The organism is Tamlana flava, assembly GCF_041287255.1.
Classification (GTDB): Bacteria; Bacteroidota; Bacteroidia; order Flavobacteriales; family Flavobacteriaceae; genus Tamlana; species Tamlana flava.
The window spans coordinates 108,418-127,394 of the sequence record NZ_JBGGTX010000001.1; the positions used below are offsets into that span (position 1 = coordinate 108,418).

Here is an 18,977-nt window from a genome sequence, read left to right on the forward strand (position 1 = left end):
AGTCTCTTTTTTGTTTATTCATAAATTGATATTGATTTAATCAGTAAGAATTTGGTCTGCGTGCTCTTTAGCCTTTACATTATCAATAACCTTTGAAATAATGCCATTTTCGTCAATTACAAAAGTAATCCTGTGGATACCATCATAAGTTCTACCCATAAATTTTTTCTCACCCCAGACGCCAAAAGCCTCAATGACTTCCCTATCAACATCAGCTAATAAAGGATAAGGAAAATTGAATTTCTTTTTGAAATTACTTTGCTTTTTTTGATTATCTGCGCTTACACCCAAAATAGCATAACCAGCATCGGTTAAAGATTTATAATTATCGCTTAAATTACATGCTTCAACTGTACACGTGGGGGTATTGGCCTTTGGATAAAAAAACACCACTAATTTTTGCCCTATAAAGTCTGATAATTTAACAGTGTTTCCTTGCTCGTCAAAGGCTTCAAAATTAGGTGCCTTATCACCTTGTTTTAATGTGTTCATAGTCTTAACTTTGATTTTTAACAAAAATACAATTTATGACCAAAACAGAGCGGGTTGAATTTGTTATAAATACCTTAAATAATCTTTACCCTGAAATCCCAATTCCTTTAGACCACAAAGACCCTTATACCCTTTTGATTGCTGTACTCATGTCAGCACAAAGCACAGATGTACGTGTAAACCAAATTACACCGCTTCTATTTGAAAAGGCAGACAACCCTTATGATATGGTAAAACTTTCCGTGGAAGAAATTAGAGATATCATAAAACCTGTGGGTTTATCCCCAATGAAAAGCAAAGGTATTTATGGACTGTCCAAAATACTCATTGAAAAACATAACGGAGAAGTTCCAAAAAGTTTTGAGGCTTTGGAGGCTTTACCAGCAGTTGGGCATAAAACGGCCAGCGTAGTTATGTCCCAAGCATTTGATGTTCCTGCATTTCCAGTAGATACGCATATTCACAGATTGATGTACCGATGGAATTTAAGCAACGGCAAAAACGTAGTTCAAACAGAAAAAGACGCCAAAAGGCTATTCCCAAAAGAATTATGGAACGATTTACACCTTCAAATCATATGGTATGGCAGAGAATACTCGCCCGCACGTGGTTGGAATTTGGAAAAAGATGTGATTACAAAAAAAATTGGACGAAAATCGGTAATTGAAGAATATTACAAAACAAAAAAGTCCTGATTCGTGAACCAGGACTTTCCTCAACTTAATTTAGAAGTGCTTCAAACTTCAATTTATTACAACTTATAACACTTAAAGCCTTTGAATAATTTAGAAGAAATTTAACCGTTTCTTCCTTCGGTTCGAGTTTTTCTAATTTAGAATTTTTCTCAGAGTAAATTTTTGCCATTTTATCAATTTAAGGGTTAATTCAAATCAATAACGCAACAAAATTTATTTTATTGTATCAATTGGTTAAAACAATATTATGTTTATCAATAATCTTTCGCAAATTAATCAGGGCATAACGCATTCTTCCCAAGGCTGTATTGATACTAACCCCTGTTTTATCTGATATTTCCTTAAAGCTCATATCGTTGTAAATGCGCATTAACAACACTTCTTTTTGGTCTTCAGGAAGCTCATCAACCAGTCTTCTCACATCGTTTTCAACCTGTTCTTTGATGATTGATTTTTCGGCATTCAAACTAGAATCGCTTAAAACGGAAAAAATACTGAACTCTCCTGTATTGTCAAATTTTGGCATCCTATTGTTCTTTCTAAAATAATCAATGACCAAATTGTGTGATATGCGCATAACCCATGGCAAAAACTTGCCTTCTTCGTTGTAGTTGCCTCGTTTAAGGGTACGGATAACTTTTATAAACGTATCCTGAAAAATATCTTCGGCAACATCTTTATCGTATACCTTGGAATAAATAAAACTGTAAATTTTCTGTTTGTGCCTAACAATAAGTGTCTCAAGGGCTGATTCATTACCTTTAATGTAATGACTAACTAGAGCAGCATCTGTAATAAGTTCGTGTTGCATAAATTTTACTTTTAGCGCATAGAAGATAAGGGCTCCTTTGCTTGGGGTTAAATGTTTAAAAGTAAAAATATGCTATAGGCGTGCGTTGATTTAATTGCTATTACAAAATCAAAGATAACAAGAATCGTTCCTAAAAAGCAAAAATTAACAGTTTTTTTTAACATACCTTTAAGGAATAATGCATTTTTCAGGCTCAATTAGTTATTATATCTTTGCAAAATTATTCCCGAAAACGTCTATGAATCCCAGTATTTCTGAAGTAAATCCAAAAGAAAACATCATTATAAAGGGTGCCAACTTGCACAATTTAAAAAATATTGATGTTGTTATACCACGAAATAAACTAGTGGTTATCACTGGTTTATCGGGTTCGGGAAAATCAAGTTTAGCTTTCGATACGCTTTATGCAGAAGGACAAAGACGCTATGTTGAGAGCCTTTCAAGTTATGCACGCCAGTTTCTTGGTCGGTTAAACAAACCAAAAGTAGACTATATTAAAGGTATAGCGCCAGCTATTGCCATTGAACAAAAAGTAAATTCCACTAACCCGCGTTCAACAGTCGGCACTACTACAGAAATATATGATTATTTAAAACTGCTATTCGCTAGAATTGGCAAAACATATTCTCCCATCTCTGGAAATGAGGTGAAGAAGGACACCGTCACCGATGTTTTAAATTACCTAAAGTCTTTTCCAGAGAGAGAAAAGCTTCTACTCCTTTCTCCCATTCATTTGGAAGAAGGGCGGACCATGGAAGACAAACTTAAAACGCTGCAACAGCAAGGCTATGCCAGAATAAAAATCAATAATGAGGTTTTAAGGATTGACGAAGCCGAATCCGTTTCCAACAAAGATGAAATTAAATTGGTTGTTGATAGGGTAATTGTGCAGCACGATGAAGATTTTTATAACCGATTGGCAGACGCCATTCAAACAGCCTTCTTTGAAGGTAAAGGCGAATGCATTATTGAACAATTATCAGATGACAAGCAACGTCATTTTAGCAATAAGTTTGAGTTGGATGGCATCAATTTTCTAGAGCCAAACGTTCATTTGTTCAGTTTTAACAATCCCTACGGTGCTTGTCCAAAATGTGAAGGTTATGGCGATATTATTGGCATTGATGAGGATTTAGTGATTCCAAACACAGGACTTTCTATTTATGAAAGCGCCATTTTTCCTTGGCGAGGCGAAAGTATGAGTTGGTATAAAGACCAATTGGTGAATAATTCACATAAATTCGATTTTCCTATCCATAAACCCTATTTTGAGTTGAGCGAGGCACAAAAACAATTGATTTGGGAAGGCAACAAATATTTTGAGGGGTTGAATTCCTTTTTTGCCGAATTGGAATCAAAAGCCTATAAAATCCAAAACCGCGTGATGCTTTCGCGTTATCGTGGAAAAACTAAATGTAAAACCTGTAACGGAAAAAGACTAAGGGTTGAAGCAAACTATGTGAAAATTGGTGGAGCAACAATTACAGATTTAGTTGAAATGCCTCTGAACAAATTGGTCAATTTTTTTAATCAACTTGAGATAAATGATTACGACACCCAAATTGCAAGCAGATTACTAAAAGAAATCAATAACAGGCTTTCATTTTTAGCCAATGTAGGGTTAGATTATTTAACCTTAAACCGAAAATCGAACACCCTATCGGGAGGTGAAAGCCAGCGTATTAATTTGGCAACCTCATTGGGGAGCAGTCTGGTTGGGTCTATGTATATATTGGACGAACCTAGTATTGGCCTTCACCCAAAAGATACCGAACGCTTGATTTCAGTATTAAAATCTTTGCGCGATTTAGGAAACACAGTAATTGTGGTAGAACACGATGAAGACATTATGAGAGCCGCCGATATCATAATAGATATTGGTCCCGAAGCTGGAACCCTAGGCGGACAAGTGGTGGCGAAGGGTACTTTTCAGGAGATTCTAAAATCAAAATCTTTAACGGCACAATATTTAAATGAAGATTTAAAAATTGAAGTGCCAAAAACTAGAAGAACCTCAAAATACCATATTGACATCATTGGAGCCAGAGAAAATAACCTTAAAAATATTAATGTTATTTTTCCTTTAGGAATGCTAACCGTTGTTACGGGAGTTTCAGGTAGTGGAAAAAGCACCTTGGTTAAAAAAATTCTTTACCCTGCGCTACAAAAAAAACTAACCGATTTTAGCGACAAGCCTGGGCAGTTTTCTTCTTTAGAGGGAGATTTCAGTAACATTAAGCATATTGAATTTGTTGATCAAAATCCTATTGGAAGGTCTTCACGCTCCAACCCTGTTACTTACATAAAGGCATACGATGATATCCGAAACCTGTTTTCCAAACAAAAGTTGAGTTTAATAAGAAATTATCAGGCAAAGCATTTTTCATTTAATGTGGATGGTGGACGCTGCGAAACTTGTAAAGGTGAAGGCGAAGTAACCATTGAAATGCAGTTTATGGCCGATGTACATTTAGAGTGTGAAACCTGTAAAGGCAAACGCTTTAAAAAAGAAGTTCTTGAGGTTGAATTTGCAGGCAAAAACATTGATGATATTTTAAACTTAACCATTGATGATGCTATAGCCTTTTTTGGAGAAAATAAGCAGTCTAAAATAAAGAACAAATTACAACCTTTACAAGATGTTGGTTTAGGTTATGTTACTTTGGGTCAAAGCTCCTCTACCCTTTCTGGTGGTGAAGCCCAAAGAATTAAGTTGGCTTCTTTTTTGGGCAAAGGTTCAAGCAAAGAAAAAGCACTCTTCATTTTTGATGAGCCAACTACGGGGCTTCATTTCCATGATATTAAAAAACTTCTAAAATCATTTGATGCACTTATAAAAAATGGTCATTCCATAATAGTTGTAGAGCACAACATCGATTTAATTAAATGTGCTGACCACGTTATTGATTTAGGTCCAACAGGTGGTGAAAACGGCGGAAATTTAGTTGCTTTTGGCACTCCTGAAGAAATTGTAACCTTTAAAGATTCTGAGACAGGAAAATTTTTGAAAAATAAAATTTAATTTCCCTTTAAGCGTCTTTTTTTTTTTGAACGAAAAATCTTCATTTAATTTAATTTTAGCTAATCTAATGCCTTTTTAACTACATTTCAAAACATTTAGTCGTTAGTTTTTTTCCTACATTTATTTTTTTTCAATTAATTTTGCGTAATCGATTTCACAAAAAACCACTTATAAAATCGTTCAGCGTTCAAAAATACCACTGAATTATTATTAAATTTTAAATATTAGCATTGCTTAGGCATAAACAGGAGTGCTGTTTATGCCAAAATCATTAACTATAACATAAACTAAATTATGAAAAAACAAATTACATTATTATTGTTTACGTTCCTATTTGCATTGACTTCAAGTCATGTGATGGCACAACAAAATGTCTTGTATATTATGCAAGACGGTACTAATGACGAAGGCAATGGCAGTTCGTTACCAGGTAATGATCCAATAACCAGAATGTTGGAAGCTGATGCCAATTTTACTGTTTCTTGGGTTAAAATAGCCAACGCTGATTTTACGGTTACCGAAATGGGAACTCAAGCGGCTGGAAGCAATGCTGTATCCAGCCCAGTTAGTTTAACTGGTTTCGATTTGATAATAGCTTCAGAAAGTTTGGCCTCTTCCAATGCTGTTTTTAAATTAGGCAACCCATTACACCCTGATGCAATAACAGCTCCTGTTATCTATGGTAAGTCCTATGCCTTTAGGGGTAGTTCGGGAGCATTGGTTACTTCTTCATCTGCTGTTATAAGAACTCAAGAGCTATCTATGACCGTTGTAGATGGTGCAAGCCCGATATTTAGTGGTATTGATGTATCTGGTGGTAGTGTTGAATTCTTAAGAACTACTTCAGATGATAAAGGTAATGTAGGCCCTTATGCTTTTGATGTTGTTGAAAATCTTGAAATATCATCTGCTACAACGCTGTTGGCTTCTGTACCACATCTTACAGATAATGCAACATCTGTTGGGATTAACTACTTCCCTTCAGGAACCCAAGTAGGAACTACTCCTGATGGTATTTTTGCGCAAGACGCTATAGCGTTCCCTTTTAATTTTGGTACAATTAGAAAAATGGATGGCGGTAATGTAACTTCAGAATTGTTAACCGTTTGGAGAAATGCTGCTTACATGCTAACTGGACAAACTGTTCCAACTACATTGTATGTAAATCCAGATTATGATAATTATGAAATTATAGAAGAAACAACGGTTTACGATTTTAGAGATGGGTCAATAATTCCAAATCCTTCTAATGGTTATGTTATCCAGGGTTCACCTGAAGCACTTGCTGCTCCTCAAACCGATAGATTAAAAAGTGCTGATGGCAGATTGGATTACAGACATGCTCCAAATGACAACTTCCATAGTGCACAATATGGTCTTGACATGAAAAATGGTTCAAGAGTACTATTAAAACCATTGGGCACTGCTGTTGTTAAAGTTCCTTTATCTGAATATTCAAGTTTAGACTTTGATTTCAAGATGCCAAATAATAACAATAAGTCTTGGATAAAAGTGAACGGAAACACTCAAACTGGCGGTACTTATGCAGAAATTCTTGATGCCACCGCTACTTCTGGACAAGATTTGAATGAATTCGTTACTATAGAGTTCTTTTCCACAGTTGGTAATTCACAAAATTTAGAATTTTTGGCATCTGATGTCAATCTAGGTTCCGATATCTACTTGCCATATATGGAAGTAACTTACCAAATTTTACGTAAGAAACCTGTAAAGATTCTTTACTTAAATAACGCGAATACTACTGACGAAGGTGGTGAAGCTTCAGTACCTGGCAATGATGCCATTACAAGAATGCTTAATGCCGATGAAAATTTTGAGGTTACCGCAGGAACCATAGATGGTGTTGGAGCGATTTCTCCTTCAGACCTTAGTCCATTCAATCTTATCATTATTCAGGAAAGTGTGTCCTCAGGCAGCAACGCTATGAAACCTGACATAGGACCTCTTGCACTAAAAAGCATTACCGTACCAGTAATTTACTGTAAATCGGAAGCTTTTAGAAACGGAAGGGCAATTACAGATGCAGATGCCGGTATTGCAGGCACCAAAACTAGTATATCAGTAACGGTAGACCCTGCAAACCAAAGTAACCCTTTATTTAGCGGGATAGATTTTTCTGGTGGAAATGATGTCAGATTATTTAAGAGCGGTGCTGCAGATAACGGAACTGCTGGAACAACAGGGCTTAAAGTTCTTAATAACCTAGATATTTCAAATGCTGCAGGAGGAACTTTAGCTACTACTCCTGAGGTTACGGACCCAGCTTCTTCGATAGTAATAAACCATATTCCTGCAAACACGCAATTAGGCGAAAATGCAGCTGATCAAGCGTCTGTAGATATTGTTGCGTTCGCATTTGGCTATGGTGCTCAGGTAAGAGGAGACGGTGCCAATATTAGCCCAGAAGCCTTAACTATTTGGAGAAATGCCGTTTATATGCTTTCTGGACTTACTGTACCAACTACTTTAGTTGAAAACCCTGATTATTACCTTCCAAAAAACGTGCTTTATGTAAACCAAACTGGTGTTGGTCAAGGTGCAGGTGCTTCTGCTCCTGGTGATGATCCAGTTATTAGAATGTTAATGGCTGATGATAAATTTGCTGTCACTTATGTTGAGACTCCGCAAGATGGCAGTACTCTTCCTGCGCTTTCTGGATTTGATTTAATCATTGCCCAAGAAAACATTAGTTCTGGTGCTGCAATGTTTAAGCCAGGAGGAATACTTGGAGTAAGAGATGTTACTGTGCCAATTATCTACAATAAAACGTGGGCGTTTAGAGACGGTAGAGCAGTTACCGATGCTGATGCCACTGTTTTTCCAACGCAAAATGTATCCGTTACCGCAACCAATACTGCCCACCCACTATTCAAAGGAATTGATTTTTCCGGAGGTGATGATATTAGAATTTTCGCAGAAGCTACGGCTAATGATGACGGAAGCACTGGAGGGAACAAAGCTATTGATATATTAAATAATCTTGAGATTTCCAGTCCAGCTGCAGCTACTGTAGCAACGGTTCCGGAAGTTACAGATACAGCAAAAGCTTTTGTGATTAATTACCTTCCTTCTGGAATTCAATTAGGTGAAGATACCAATGATGTACTACAAGTTAACGCTGTTGCTTTATCGTTCAGCTATGGTGCTATGATTATGGGAGACGGTGCGAATATTAGTCCTGAAGCTTTAACTATTTGGAGAAATGCCGCTTATATGCTTACTTGGGGAATTCCAGAAATTCCGGACACATTAGTAGCTAACCCAGATTTCACTTTAAGTATTGATAAAGCTGGTGAAGTTTCCAACGTTTCTTCTAACGTTAGAGCCATTGGAAACAGAATTTATGTTTCAGATGTAAAATCTTCAACAGAAATTAACATTTACAGCATCTCTGGAGCATTAGTTAAATCATTTAAAACTAACACAGATGTAGATTTTAACTTTAACACAGGTCTTTGGATTGCTACAGTTAAAACTTTTGAAGGTGCAAAAGCTGTTAAATTATTGGTTAAATAATTATTGAAAAACAATTCGAAATTTTATGACCAAAAAAGGGATGCTAATAGCATCCCTTTTTTATTATCAGTATATGATAAATACTTATTTAAAACTTATAACCCAGCGCGACCTGTATGTTATTTAACTTAACGGAGGTTCCGCTTGGTGCATTTTCCAATAAATTTGATAAACCTAAATTATATCTGGAAGAAATGACGATGTTATCAGTAATATCATATTTAGCTCCAGCATCAGCACCTAAATTAAAGGACTTTATTCCGGTTGTAAAATGATAAAATCTCTTGACTAAATTAATAAAACAAAAAAGCGAAAACCCCAAGAATTATAACCGTTATGGGTGCGACCACGGACAAAAACAAAAATGTAGTTAAACTGGTTTTAACAATTGTTTTAAACCAGCCTTGTTCATAAAAATGCTTCAACCCCAACAACAAATAAAAGAAGGTTGACAGCATCACTACAAAATCCAGCCAGCCTGGAAAATCATAAATAAAGTTAACAATCAGGATAACACTAAATACCGTAAAAAGAAAGGCAAAATAATAGAAACTGAATACCAAGTGATGCGCGTACAAACCATGTTTTCTGTAGAACAGTTTTAAAATGAAGGCGAAAATGGGTAACAAAAAAAACATGGCAATCGGAATGGTATCATAAAATGCTTGCAAAATGCTTCCACCCTTTCTAGATTTATAAAACTTCAAGCCTTGGGCATATAACCTTCTTTTAAATGCTCCATCACCTTCTTCCAACCCCATCTGCTTATAAATTTCTTCATCTGGCGCCCCTATGGCTATTAGGGAATCAATTGCTTTGGTGCCTAAATCAAAGTTTAAGGTATCACTCGCACTTAAATGTCCGGTTTTTACCAAGGAATCTATTTGCTTTTCAGACATGCCCGTTAAAGCTTTGTTCTTTTTCAAAACATCTCCCATAACAGCCCTATCAACTGAATCCGTTAAATTTTCCTTTGTTCCATCAACACTCGCGGGAGAATCCAAGACATGTTGTAGCGTTAAACCATCTTTGTTTTTTTCATGTTTTAATGTTTTGGCCAAACTATCATCTATACTTTCTATTTGTTGACGCTGAACAAACGAAAAAAGAAAGAAAAACACAACGGTTATAAACAAATACATTTGGGCAGGATGCAAATAAAGTAAGCGTTTACCAGCTATAAATTTTCTTGCCAAGAATCCAGGCTTTAAAAGTAAGGGCAAAAAACTTTTGAAAAAACGGGCATCAAACGAAAAATAGTTACTTATGGTATTATAAAACAAAACTTTTACCGTTAGTTCATCCTTTGCCTGTTGCCCACAATACGGACAAAACTTAAAACCGACCTGAAATTGTTCTTCACAATTTTTACAAGTTTGCAATTGGTTTTTCATTAAAATGATTGGTTTACATAAAAATATAAAAAGAATTTTAACAAGCATAAATTTTAAAGCTCTGGAAATAAAGTGATTATAAATTTGGCACGCAAATTGAAAACCATAAAACAATAGCGGAAGCCGAAAAGCTAAAGAGTAGGCTAATTAAAATCCTATGATTATGAAAAGAGTATTACTAGTATGTGCAGGTTTGTTAATAGGACTAACGTCTGCATCAGCAACAGAGACAACCACCGAAAAACCAAAAACAAAAATAGATATCAATAAAAATTACCGTTATGCAGAGCCTATTATGTTTTTGGAACGGGGCATTGAATTCCTCATTTTTCCAGATGGAAGTTTTGATTTTAACACACATATCAATAATGGGTATTATGATGACACCTATTTCAGGAACAGCAATTCAAGGAGAGGTGGCATCAATGCATCTTATCACGGCCCAAAAGTAAACGTTCAATATAGTTCTGATTTTGACACTAGAGGCGTTTCCATATCAAGAGATAGGAACGGAAAAATTAGACGTATTGGTCATGTGTATTTAAATTATGATAGATATGGCAAAATAACTCGTGTTGGTTCAGTATTCATTAACTATGGTAGAGGAAGAAATGCAACTCTAACACAGGTGGGTGGATTACATGTTAATTACAACCGTTGGGGTGAAATTGTAAGTACCTACGGGAAAGTGAACAGATATGACAGCTATTGTAATTTTTGTGGTGACCATTCTTGTATAGTTAGTCATGAACATGGAAATAGTGGCTATCACCATGATGAGCATGATGCTTACGACGAAGGTTATTATTACTACAAACAAAATGGCAAAGTAAAAAAGCAAAAGAAGAACAAAAGATAATTTCTTGAAATTAGTTATTAGTTAAAAACGAAAAACTCGGAGTTTAAATTACTCCGAGTTTTTATTGTTTGCAATTTAAGATTGAAATGATTTTATATAAAATCATTTAGTCTTCTTTAAAAAAAATAAAATATTGATTTACACGTGTTTAACTCTGCATGTGTTTTTTTGGCACGCTGTTTGTAATTATGTAAGGGTATCATATTTAAAACATCAAATCATGAAAAAGTTTATTTTAATATTAGCAGGTTTAATCCTAAGTGGATTCACTGTTAATGCAGCCCCGACCACAAATACAGAACATTTTGAAACAAGTATTTACAACAGAGGTTATGGTAGCTCTTTCATATTTATTGAAGATGGTATAGAATTTTCGGTATTCCGTGATGGACAATTTGATTTTAACATACTTCGTGGAAATTCACGTTTCAATGTTTCAATTGGTTCACCTAATGTAAATATCAGTTTTAATTCTGGATACGATTATAATACGTATGTACAATACGATGAATTTGGTGCTGTAATTCAAATAGAAAACACCCCTATTTATTATGATTATTATGGTCGTGTAAATCAAATTGGAAACGTTAACATTTACTATAACAATTTTGGCTATATAAATCGTGTAGGTGGCTTATACGTACACTATAATAGGTATAATGTGTTTTCTCACTGTACAGGTTACATTAATGTATTTAACAGGGCTTATGTATACAGACCATGGCACCGTTATTATGTAGTTCCAGCTTACGATTATTGCGTAGTTTACAACAGGCCTTACAGACAATATTACAACCCTGTGCGCTATGTTTATACCAGACCTTTTTATAATAACTACAGACCAAGAACATCTGTAGCGACTAGACGCGGTAGCACCATCGCTAGAAACAGTAGTTATGCAACTGTAAATAGAAGCCGACGAAATGTTACTACAGTTAATAGAACTGCTGATTCTAGACAATATGTGGCAAAAAACAGTGGTACAAGACGATATGATAATACTGTAAATAGAAATTCGAATACAAGAACCGTAAACAGAGAAGCAATTTCAAGAAACAATAGCACAAACCAAAGTACACGTAACAATGTACCTAGCGTGAACAGAGAAGTTAAAAGACGTGAAAGTACAATTACAAGAACGCCCAATGGAAATAATTCTCAAATAAATAATACGAAAAGAACAAGAGAAACCGTTAATAGAACAGTACAGAGAAACAACAATGTAAGTTCAGGAACTATTTCTCGAACTAAAACTAGTACTTCTGTAAAAAAACCAAATCGAGAAAATACTCGTACATATAGTAATAGCAATAATAGACAAGTAGCCCAGCGTACCGTGAGCCAGCCAAGAACAAATCAGCAAAACTCCGTTACCAGGTCTACACAAAACAGAAATATAAGAGCAACACAAAATAGCTCTAGAAATGATACAAGATCATCGACAATGAGAAGAAGATCGTAATAATTTTGGTTGGTTAGTTTGGAAAGCCCTGCGATATGTTTGCCTCAAAGCAACATCGTGGGGTTTTCTGTCTTTAGAAAATTAGCTTAATCGTGCACTAATTCAATTTCAAATATCTTTTTATCAACGTTGAAATATCTTCAGAAAAATCAAATTTCAAAACTATAAAAACATAAACGATGGCAATCAAGATAGATTTCATTAAAATGTTTACAATGGGATGAAACGGAAAATCCCAGAAATAGAACAAAAGTGAGCTCGACACAATCAATATCCCAATTTTTAAGGTAGATTTTGTGAAAGGGAAAATTTTAAATTTCCTGTAGACAAAAAATAATTTTATCGAATTATAAACAAAAACCGCTAAAAATGTTGCTATAGCTGCCCCATTTATGCCATAAAGAGGTATAAAGGCAATATTGAGCAGCACCATTAAAACCACCAATACAACTCCCAAAACCAATACCATTCTATAATAATCACTATTGAACAAAATAGCATTATTGCTTCCCAAAAGTGCATCGTAAAGTTTTGAAATACTAATAACAAAAACCACAAATAGCCCGCCACTAAACTCCTTTGGTATAATCTCATAAAGCTGATTGATGTTCAGGATAATCAATAGAAAAATGAATCCTCCAACCACAAACAAATTCACTGAGCTTTTTTTGTATAAATCACCTAAAGCCTCAATGTCTCTTTCATTTAAATATTTAGCAGACAATGGCAATAAAATTTGATGCATCGCCCGTTGTGGAACAGCGATAACGGCAGAAATAAAAATAGCCACATTGTAGTAAGCAATCTCTTTTATATCAATGTATTGCCCAAGCATTACCTTATCAATGTCCATCAAAACGGTGGCAATAGATCCAGCTATAATAATCAAAAACGAATACTTTAAAATCTTACTTAGATTGTTCACCCTCTTAAAAGTTATTACAGGCAGTTTTATACTAAACGCATAAATGTTCATAATCAACATTCTAATCACATAAACTGTAATCAAACCAGTCATGAATTGATTTAAGCCAATAATTTCAAAATGCAAGGCAAAGAGCAAAACCATGGCTCCCACTCTATGAAAAACTTCTTTCATAAAATTGCCAAAAACCGTTAGCATTTGAACCTTCGCCCAAGCAAAAAACACTTCAAAATAAGCCAAAGAAATAGCAACAATAATGGTATGCCACAAATAGTCTTTAATAATACTGTTACGCTGGGAAAGAAAATTCCCAATTATGTCATAGCCAAAATGCGTTATAATAACCAACGGGATTATGATGCAAATTGGTAAGACCAACATTAAAGTCAAAAAACTATTTAACGAAATGCGCGTTTTAAAAGAGGAATAAAACTTAACCAAAGTATTGTGAATACCAAAGGCCATTAAGGGCATGATTACATAAGCAAGGGAAAGCATATAGCCTACCATGCCATAATACTCATCCGTTAAAAACTCTGTGTAAAGAAACAGGGTATTGATTGCGCCAATGAAAAAACCCAAATAGGTTGAGACAACATTTTTAAAGGATTGCAACGCAACTATGCCCATTATAATAACTTAACTAAAGATTGTGTAAGCGCTTTTCTGTGATACTTTTGCAAGCCGATGGGGTGAGATTGCAACGTATTGTCTTTATACGCTTTGTAATGTTCTAATATAATTCTTTTTAACGAGTCGTAATTGTTGTGGCCAAAGTAGTTTCCAGTGTTGGTTTCCTTAATGATTTTTTCGACATCAGAACCAGTTGGTCCAATAGCAATTATAGGCCTATTAGAAACCATATATTCAAATAACTTACCAGGAACAATACATTTGGTTTCTTCAGAATCAATTTCAAAAAGCAACAACACTTGTGATTGTTTTTGATATTTAATTGCCTCTATGTGTGTCACATATCCAATATTATTCACATAATCACTTAAATTATTGTTTTTGAGAGACTGAAGTACATTTTTACTTACTGTCCCCACAAAATTAAGCTGAAGGTCGTTATTAAAATCACTGTTTTCGCTAACCAGTTCGCTTAAGACCTTCCACAAGTTTTCAGGATTTCTTTTTGATAATAACGACCCAATATGTGCCAACGTGAATTTTGAATCCATTTTGAATTCCACAGGCTTTTCAGTATCGTAACCGTTTGTTATAACTTCAATGGGTTTGGATGTTATATTTTGAAATTCACTTTTTGTCACAAAACTGGTAACCATAATCTGGTCCGCCTCATTTAAAACCTGTCTTTCCAAAGACTTATGCTTTTTTCTGGAAGAATTGGTAAGCTTTAACTGCTTGTGATAGCCTATGGTAGTCCATGGATCCCGAAAATCAGCCAGCCACTTTATGCCTGACGCTTCTTTCAACTTCAACCCTATCAAATGCAAACTGTGTGGAGGTCCAGTTGTAATTACGGCTTTTATGTTTTCCTCTTGAATATATTTCAAAAGATATTCGATCGAGGGCTTTACCCATCCCACCCGGGCATCTGGAATAAAAAAATTACCACGGATAAAAAGCATTAATTTTTCAATCAAGGACTGTTTTTTTTCTTCAGAAATTATGCCTTTACTAATTGTTTTTGAAGCTTTTTTAGAAAATAGTCCAGCTAATTTATAAGGTTCCTTTATGGGGTGTTTTATAACGGTTAAATCCTTTGAAACCCCTGAGGTCAAACTTTCATCCAAGAATGGATAATTAGGATTTTTAGGAACGAAAACAATAGGCGTAATATTAAACTCTGGCAGATACTTGACAAACTTCAGCCATCGCTGAACCCCAGGCCCTCCTGCCGGTGGCCAATAGTAAGCTATTATGAGTACTTTATTCGTCACTTTTAGGCTTCTTAATCTCGTATAACAGGCCCCCAACCAACAGAATCCCCAACAAAATGGAACCAGCCAGAGATATTGCACTACCTTTTTTCACTACATCTGGCTCAAATTTAAATTCTATGGTATGTTTCCCTTCAGGAACAGGCATACCGCGCAAAATGTAATTAACACGAATATGGCCAGCCTCTTTTCCATCAACATAAGTTTTCCAGCCTTTAGGGTAATATATTTCGGAAAACACGGCAAACCCATCATTTTTATTACTTGACTGATACTTCAAGTAATTTGGTTTAACTTTAACTAAATCAATTGAAACAAGTGAATCTAAAACAAAACTATCTTTAATGTTTTCAATAGACTTGACGGCCTTATGAGGAGCGTATATAGCTTTGTTTTTATTGTCCAAACTATCAAGCATCTTAATTTCTTCGTCAGCAGAATCTACTCGTTGCAAATGTTTAACAAACCATGCATTCCCATTGGCTTGGTCATTTATATATGGAAATGTATTTCCTTTATCGTCTTGAGCAACAATATACTTGGTATTTAGCATATTTAGCACATTAAGATTGTTCTGGGAAATATACCAATCAAAAACCTCACTGTAACGCCTTAATTCGGCAGCATTATAACCATTTAAGGAATTATGGAAATAAGAAGGTTTTGAAGGCCCAGAAACCAAATCGAAAACACGATAATATGAGATATCTTTTAAAATATACTTATCAACTTCTGTTGCTTCAAAAGGCCTGCTCATTCTAATACTTGGCACAAAATCCTCATTGTTCACATAGCGTCTATCCACCCCGACTAAATCAAAAAGTATTAAAACAGAAAACGCAACCAGCAGCCATTTCTCCTTTAGTTTGTCCTTTAAAAATAAATAAATAGCTCCTGCCGACAACAAAACCAAAACCAAACTTCTAATGGTGTCTTGCGTAAACAATGTTTTTCTATCGGACTTTAAGGCATCAACAAAAACCTGTCCGTAATTCTGGCGATAAAAACCGTCATTAGCACCGGCAAAATCAAAAAGCGAGGACTTAAACAACAGAAAAACCAAAGCAATTCCTCCAGTTACAATTGTTGTGTATTTCAAAGCGTTGATTTTTTCATCTTTCTTTTCAAAGTCATTGAACAACCTTACCAAACCAAATATTGCTAATACTGGAACACAAAGCTCCAGCAGCACTTGAATGGAGGTAACTGCACGAAACTTATTATAAAGTGGCACATAATCAATAAAAAAGTTGGTTAAAAAACCTAAATTCTTTCCATAGGACAACAACAGTGAAAAAATTGCACCTCCAACAAGCCACCATTTTAATCTTCCTTTCACCAAAAACAAGGCAAAAACAAACAGAAAAAGCACTACAGCACCAATATAAGCTGGAGCTTCAACAATAGGCTGGTCACCCCAATACATAGGCGCTCGTTTTACTTCTTGTGTGGCTTGGGTTGTGGTTGCACCAAGTTTACGAAACGCATCATAAGTGGCCGAGTCTTTTCCGATGTCTTCCCCATTTCCGCCACCCATGAATCTAGGAATAAAAAGGTTGAAGGTTTCGGCAAAACCATAACTAAACTGCGTGATATAATCTTTACTTAAACCTGATGTCGCTTCTTTTGGTGAGCCGTAAGCATCTATGGTCAATTCACTTTTACTGCGCTTACTTTCCTTTACGTACTCCTGTGTAGCCAAGATATTGGTAGCATTAAGCATAATGGACAAAACCACAGCAGCCAACAAAACCCCAATGGATTTGAAATAATGTGGCAACATATTCTTTTTTACGGCATCAATTAAATATGCTACACCTAGAATAATAACCAAAAACATTAAATAATAGGTCATTTGAAAATGGTTGGCAACCAACTCAAGCCCCATAGCAACGGCTGTCAATAAAAACCCCGAAATATATTTTTTCCTGAAAACCAAAACAATACCGCTTAAAACCAACGGCATATAAGCAATGGCGTGCGCTTTACTATTATGCCCAACACCTAAAATAATAATTAAATAAGTTGAAAAACCAAAAGCCAATGCCCCTAATGCAGCCAATTTAAAGTCAACTTTTAGAACAAGTAAAAGTATGTAAAACCCTAAAAAATAAAGAAATAAGTAATCGGCAGGCCTTGGCAAAAATCGTAATGCTAAATCCAGTTGCTTAATATAATTATGCGGATACTTTGCCCCCAATTGGTAGGTTGGCATACCCCCAAACGCACTATTTGTCCAATAAGTTTCTTCTCCAGTTTCAGCTTTAAAATCTTTTTGCTGCTTGCTCATCCCGATAAACTGAACAATATCGTTTTGATAAATAGTCTTCCCCTGCAGTACAGGATTAAAATAAGCCAAAGCGATTGCTACGAACCCCAATAAAATCAGGATATGAGGAATAAAACTTTTAAATGAAAATTGCATGAAATGGTTTTAAGAAAAATGAATTCGGAAATTAGTCAATTTCTTCGAAATCAACATAATCACCAACATCTTTATTTGAAGTTTTCGTTTGCGGCATTTTGTCAATAGTGACCTCGCCTTCCTTTTTTGGAACTTCCTTTTCTTGCTGTCTATGAAACTGTCCAAATTGACCACCAAAACGTTCTTCGGCTTTTTTTGCAGCGTACTTCACTAAATAAGGCGCAAAAATTCTGGAAAGTATTTTTATAGCGTAATAAACAAGTGCAATTATAAGTATGGTTCTTAATAAACCCATTTTTAAATTTTGTTATGATGATGACAAAAATACAATTCTGCACACTTAAATCTGGATGAAAAATGATAAAAAAACCATAAAATATCTATATTTGAAAAACATGTTGACTAAAAACCTTAACACTTTCAGCAAACCTGTAGTTATGAGCCCATTAAAATCTATCGTATTTATTTCACTGAGTTTAGCATCCCTAAAAGGATTTTCGCAATATACCGATGTTATAAATTCAAACCGTCCTGGAGCTTCTAGAAGTGCATTTTCCGTAGGAAAAAATGTTGCACAATTTGAGGTCGGCCCTTATATTATCAAGGAAGAAAGAACACCTATTCCGGTATACGAAGTTTCTGGTTTTGGCATTGATTTTGCGGCGCGATATGGTCTGTTTTTTGAAGAACTGGAATTAAACATTGAAGGCGCCTATCAAAACGACACGAAAACCTTTACCTCAAATCTTAATGCCGAACAAGACCGGGCAAACTTTAAATTTGTTGCTGTTGGTGCCAAATATCTACTCTACGATCCTTACAAAAACGCCGAGGAAGACAAGCCAAACTTATATAGCTGGAAAGCAAATCGTCAATTTAAATGGAAATCTTTAATTCCGGCGGTTTCAATATATGCCGGTGCCAATTATGATTCAGAAAGCAACCCCTATACCGCTCCGGGGATTGAAGGCTTTAGTCCGAAAGTCATGATTGCAACTCAAAATAATTTTTCTGGTGGTTGGGTGTTCATTATGAATTTCATTAAAGACAGGATTGGCACCGACCAATCTGATTTTCAATATATTTTGACATTAACCCATTCCTTTAGCCCAAAATGGGTTTTATTTGGTGAAACACAAGGTATAAAAAGTGATTTTTATGCCGACAACCTTTTTAGGTTTGGAGGGGCTTATTTGGCAGGTGACGATTTTCAGTTGGACACTGCAATAACATTTAACACAAAGGATACACCTTCGGTTCTTAGCGTTAACTTGGGCGCTTCGTACAGGCTCGATTTCCATAAAGACAAAGAAATGGACAACGGAACCTCGGCAAAGGATGAAAGGCAACGCCGCACAAACAGAAAAGGGAAAAGAGTAAAAAATAAAGACAAGGATTCAGCTGAACCCATCAACAGAAGAAAAAAAGACGATATAGATTTTGATTAA

13 protein-coding genes are annotated in these 18,977 nt (G+C 35.3%); 6 read left to right on the plus strand and 7 right to left on the minus strand.

Annotated elements, in window-relative coordinates; translation table 11 throughout:
• Positions 1-36: 36 nt before the first annotated feature.
• Positions 37-492, minus strand: a complete 456-nt coding sequence (gene bcp, locus ACB104_RS00475) for a thioredoxin-dependent thiol peroxidase (protein ID WP_370476235.1) — start codon at positions 490-492, stop codon at positions 37-39.
• Positions 493-527: 35 nt separating this feature from the next.
• Here bcp and ACB104_RS00480 point away from each other — a divergent pair, with 35 nt between their 5' ends.
• Positions 528-1,187, plus strand: a complete 660-nt coding sequence (locus tag ACB104_RS00480; protein ID WP_370476236.1) for an endonuclease III domain-containing protein — start codon at positions 528-530, stop codon at positions 1,185-1,187.
• 226 nt (positions 1,188-1,413) lie between these two features.
• Here the strand turns inward: ACB104_RS00480 and ACB104_RS00485 are convergent, their stop codons facing one another.
• Positions 1,414-1,998, minus strand: a complete 585-nt coding sequence (locus tag ACB104_RS00485; RefSeq protein ID WP_370476238.1) for an RNA polymerase sigma factor — start codon at positions 1,996-1,998, stop codon at positions 1,414-1,416.
• 238 nt (positions 1,999-2,236) lie between these two features.
• On the opposite strand from ACB104_RS00485, the gene uvrA reads away from it, so the two are divergent.
• Positions 2,237-5,020, plus strand: coding sequence for an excinuclease ABC subunit UvrA (uvrA, locus tag ACB104_RS00490; RefSeq protein WP_370476240.1), 2,784 nt, complete (start codon positions 2,237-2,239; stop codon positions 5,018-5,020).
• A gap of 294 nt (positions 5,021-5,314) precedes the next feature.
• A complete protein-coding gene (locus ACB104_RS00495) occupies positions 5,315-8,557 on the plus strand; it encodes a T9SS type A sorting domain-containing protein (RefSeq protein WP_370476242.1) in 3,243 nt (1,080 codons plus the stop codon).
• Between the two features lie 293 nt (positions 8,558-8,850).
• Here the strand turns inward: ACB104_RS00495 and ACB104_RS00500 are convergent, their stop codons facing one another.
• A complete protein-coding gene (locus tag ACB104_RS00500) occupies positions 8,851-9,951 on the minus strand; it encodes a DUF3667 domain-containing protein (RefSeq protein WP_370476243.1) in 1,101 nt (366 codons plus the stop codon).
• Positions 9,952-10,114: 163 nt separating this feature from the next.
• Here ACB104_RS00500 and ACB104_RS00505 point away from each other — a divergent pair, with 163 nt between their 5' ends.
• Both ACB104_RS00505 and ACB104_RS00510 read left to right on the plus strand, forming a co-directional pair.
• Positions 10,115-10,810 carry a hypothetical protein gene (locus ACB104_RS00505; protein WP_370476245.1) on the plus strand — a complete coding sequence of 232 codons (696 nt, stop codon included), beginning with the start codon at positions 10,115-10,117 and terminating at the stop codon, positions 10,808-10,810.
• A gap of 220 nt (positions 10,811-11,030) precedes the next feature.
• The gene (locus ACB104_RS00510; RefSeq protein ID WP_370476246.1) at positions 11,031-12,272 is read left to right on the plus strand and encodes a hypothetical protein; all 1,242 of its coding nucleotides are present in this window, start codon (positions 11,031-11,033) and stop codon (positions 12,270-12,272) included.
• A 97-nt stretch (positions 12,273-12,369) separates the two neighbouring features.
• Here ACB104_RS00510 and ACB104_RS00515 read toward each other — a convergent pair whose 3' ends face one another.
• Genes ACB104_RS00515 through ACB104_RS00530 form a run of 4 tightly spaced genes read right to left on the minus strand, consistent with a single transcriptional unit; the run spans position 12,370 to position 17,824 of the window.
• The gene (locus ACB104_RS00515) at positions 12,370-13,827 is read right to left on the minus strand and encodes a polysaccharide biosynthesis C-terminal domain-containing protein (RefSeq protein WP_370476248.1); all 1,458 of its coding nucleotides are present in this window, start codon (positions 13,825-13,827) and stop codon (positions 12,370-12,372) included.
• A complete protein-coding gene (locus ACB104_RS00520) occupies positions 13,827-15,104 on the minus strand; it encodes a glycosyltransferase family 4 protein (RefSeq protein WP_370476249.1) in 1,278 nt (425 codons plus the stop codon). The genes ACB104_RS00515 and ACB104_RS00520 overlap by 1 nt, the downstream gene beginning before the upstream one ends.
• A complete protein-coding gene (locus tag ACB104_RS00525; RefSeq protein ID WP_370476251.1) occupies positions 15,094-17,529 on the minus strand; it encodes a YfhO family protein in 2,436 nt (811 codons plus the stop codon). The genes ACB104_RS00520 and ACB104_RS00525 overlap by 11 nt, the downstream gene beginning before the upstream one ends.
• Positions 17,530-17,560: 31 nt before the next feature.
• On the minus strand, positions 17,561-17,824 hold the full coding sequence (locus ACB104_RS00530; protein ID WP_370476253.1) for a DUF4834 family protein: 264 nt from the start codon (positions 17,822-17,824) through the stop codon (positions 17,561-17,563).
• Positions 17,825-17,966: 142 nt separating this feature from the next.
• Here ACB104_RS00530 and ACB104_RS00535 point away from each other — a divergent pair, with 142 nt between their 5' ends.
• On the plus strand, positions 17,967-18,977 hold the full coding sequence (locus ACB104_RS00535; protein ID WP_370476255.1) for a transporter: 1,011 nt from the start codon (positions 17,967-17,969) through the stop codon (positions 18,975-18,977).

Excerpts from the sequence above, each read along its gene's own strand:
- bcp (WP_370476235.1), bottom strand. The coding sequence starts at position 492 with ATGAACACATTAAAACAAGGTGATAAGGCACCTAATTTTGAAGCCTTT.
- ACB104_RS00480 (WP_370476236.1), top strand. The coding sequence starts at position 528 with ATGACCAAAACAGAGCGGGTTGAATTTGTTATAAATACCTTAAATAAT.
- ACB104_RS00485 (WP_370476238.1), bottom strand. The coding sequence starts at position 1,998 with ATGCAACACGAACTTATTACAGATGCTGCTCTAGTTAGTCATTACATT.
- uvrA (WP_370476240.1), top strand. The coding sequence starts at position 2,237 with ATGAATCCCAGTATTTCTGAAGTAAATCCAAAAGAAAACATCATTATA.
- ACB104_RS00495 (WP_370476242.1), top strand. The coding sequence starts at position 5,315 with ATGAAAAAACAAATTACATTATTATTGTTTACGTTCCTATTTGCATTG.
- ACB104_RS00500 (WP_370476243.1), bottom strand. The coding sequence starts at position 9,951 with ATGAAAAACCAATTGCAAACTTGTAAAAATTGTGAAGAACAATTTCAG.
- ACB104_RS00505 (WP_370476245.1), top strand. The coding sequence starts at position 10,115 with ATGAAAAGAGTATTACTAGTATGTGCAGGTTTGTTAATAGGACTAACG.
- ACB104_RS00510 (WP_370476246.1), top strand. The coding sequence starts at position 11,031 with ATGAAAAAGTTTATTTTAATATTAGCAGGTTTAATCCTAAGTGGATTC.
- ACB104_RS00515 (WP_370476248.1), bottom strand. The coding sequence starts at position 13,827 with ATGGGCATAGTTGCGTTGCAATCCTTTAAAAATGTTGTCTCAACCTAT.
- ACB104_RS00525 (WP_370476251.1), bottom strand. The coding sequence starts at position 17,529 with ATGCAATTTTCATTTAAAAGTTTTATTCCTCATATCCTGATTTTATTG.
- ACB104_RS00530 (WP_370476253.1), bottom strand. The coding sequence starts at position 17,824 with ATGGGTTTATTAAGAACCATACTTATAATTGCACTTGTTTATTACGCT.
- ACB104_RS00535 (WP_370476255.1), top strand. The coding sequence starts at position 17,967 with ATGAGCCCATTAAAATCTATCGTATTTATTTCACTGAGTTTAGCATCC.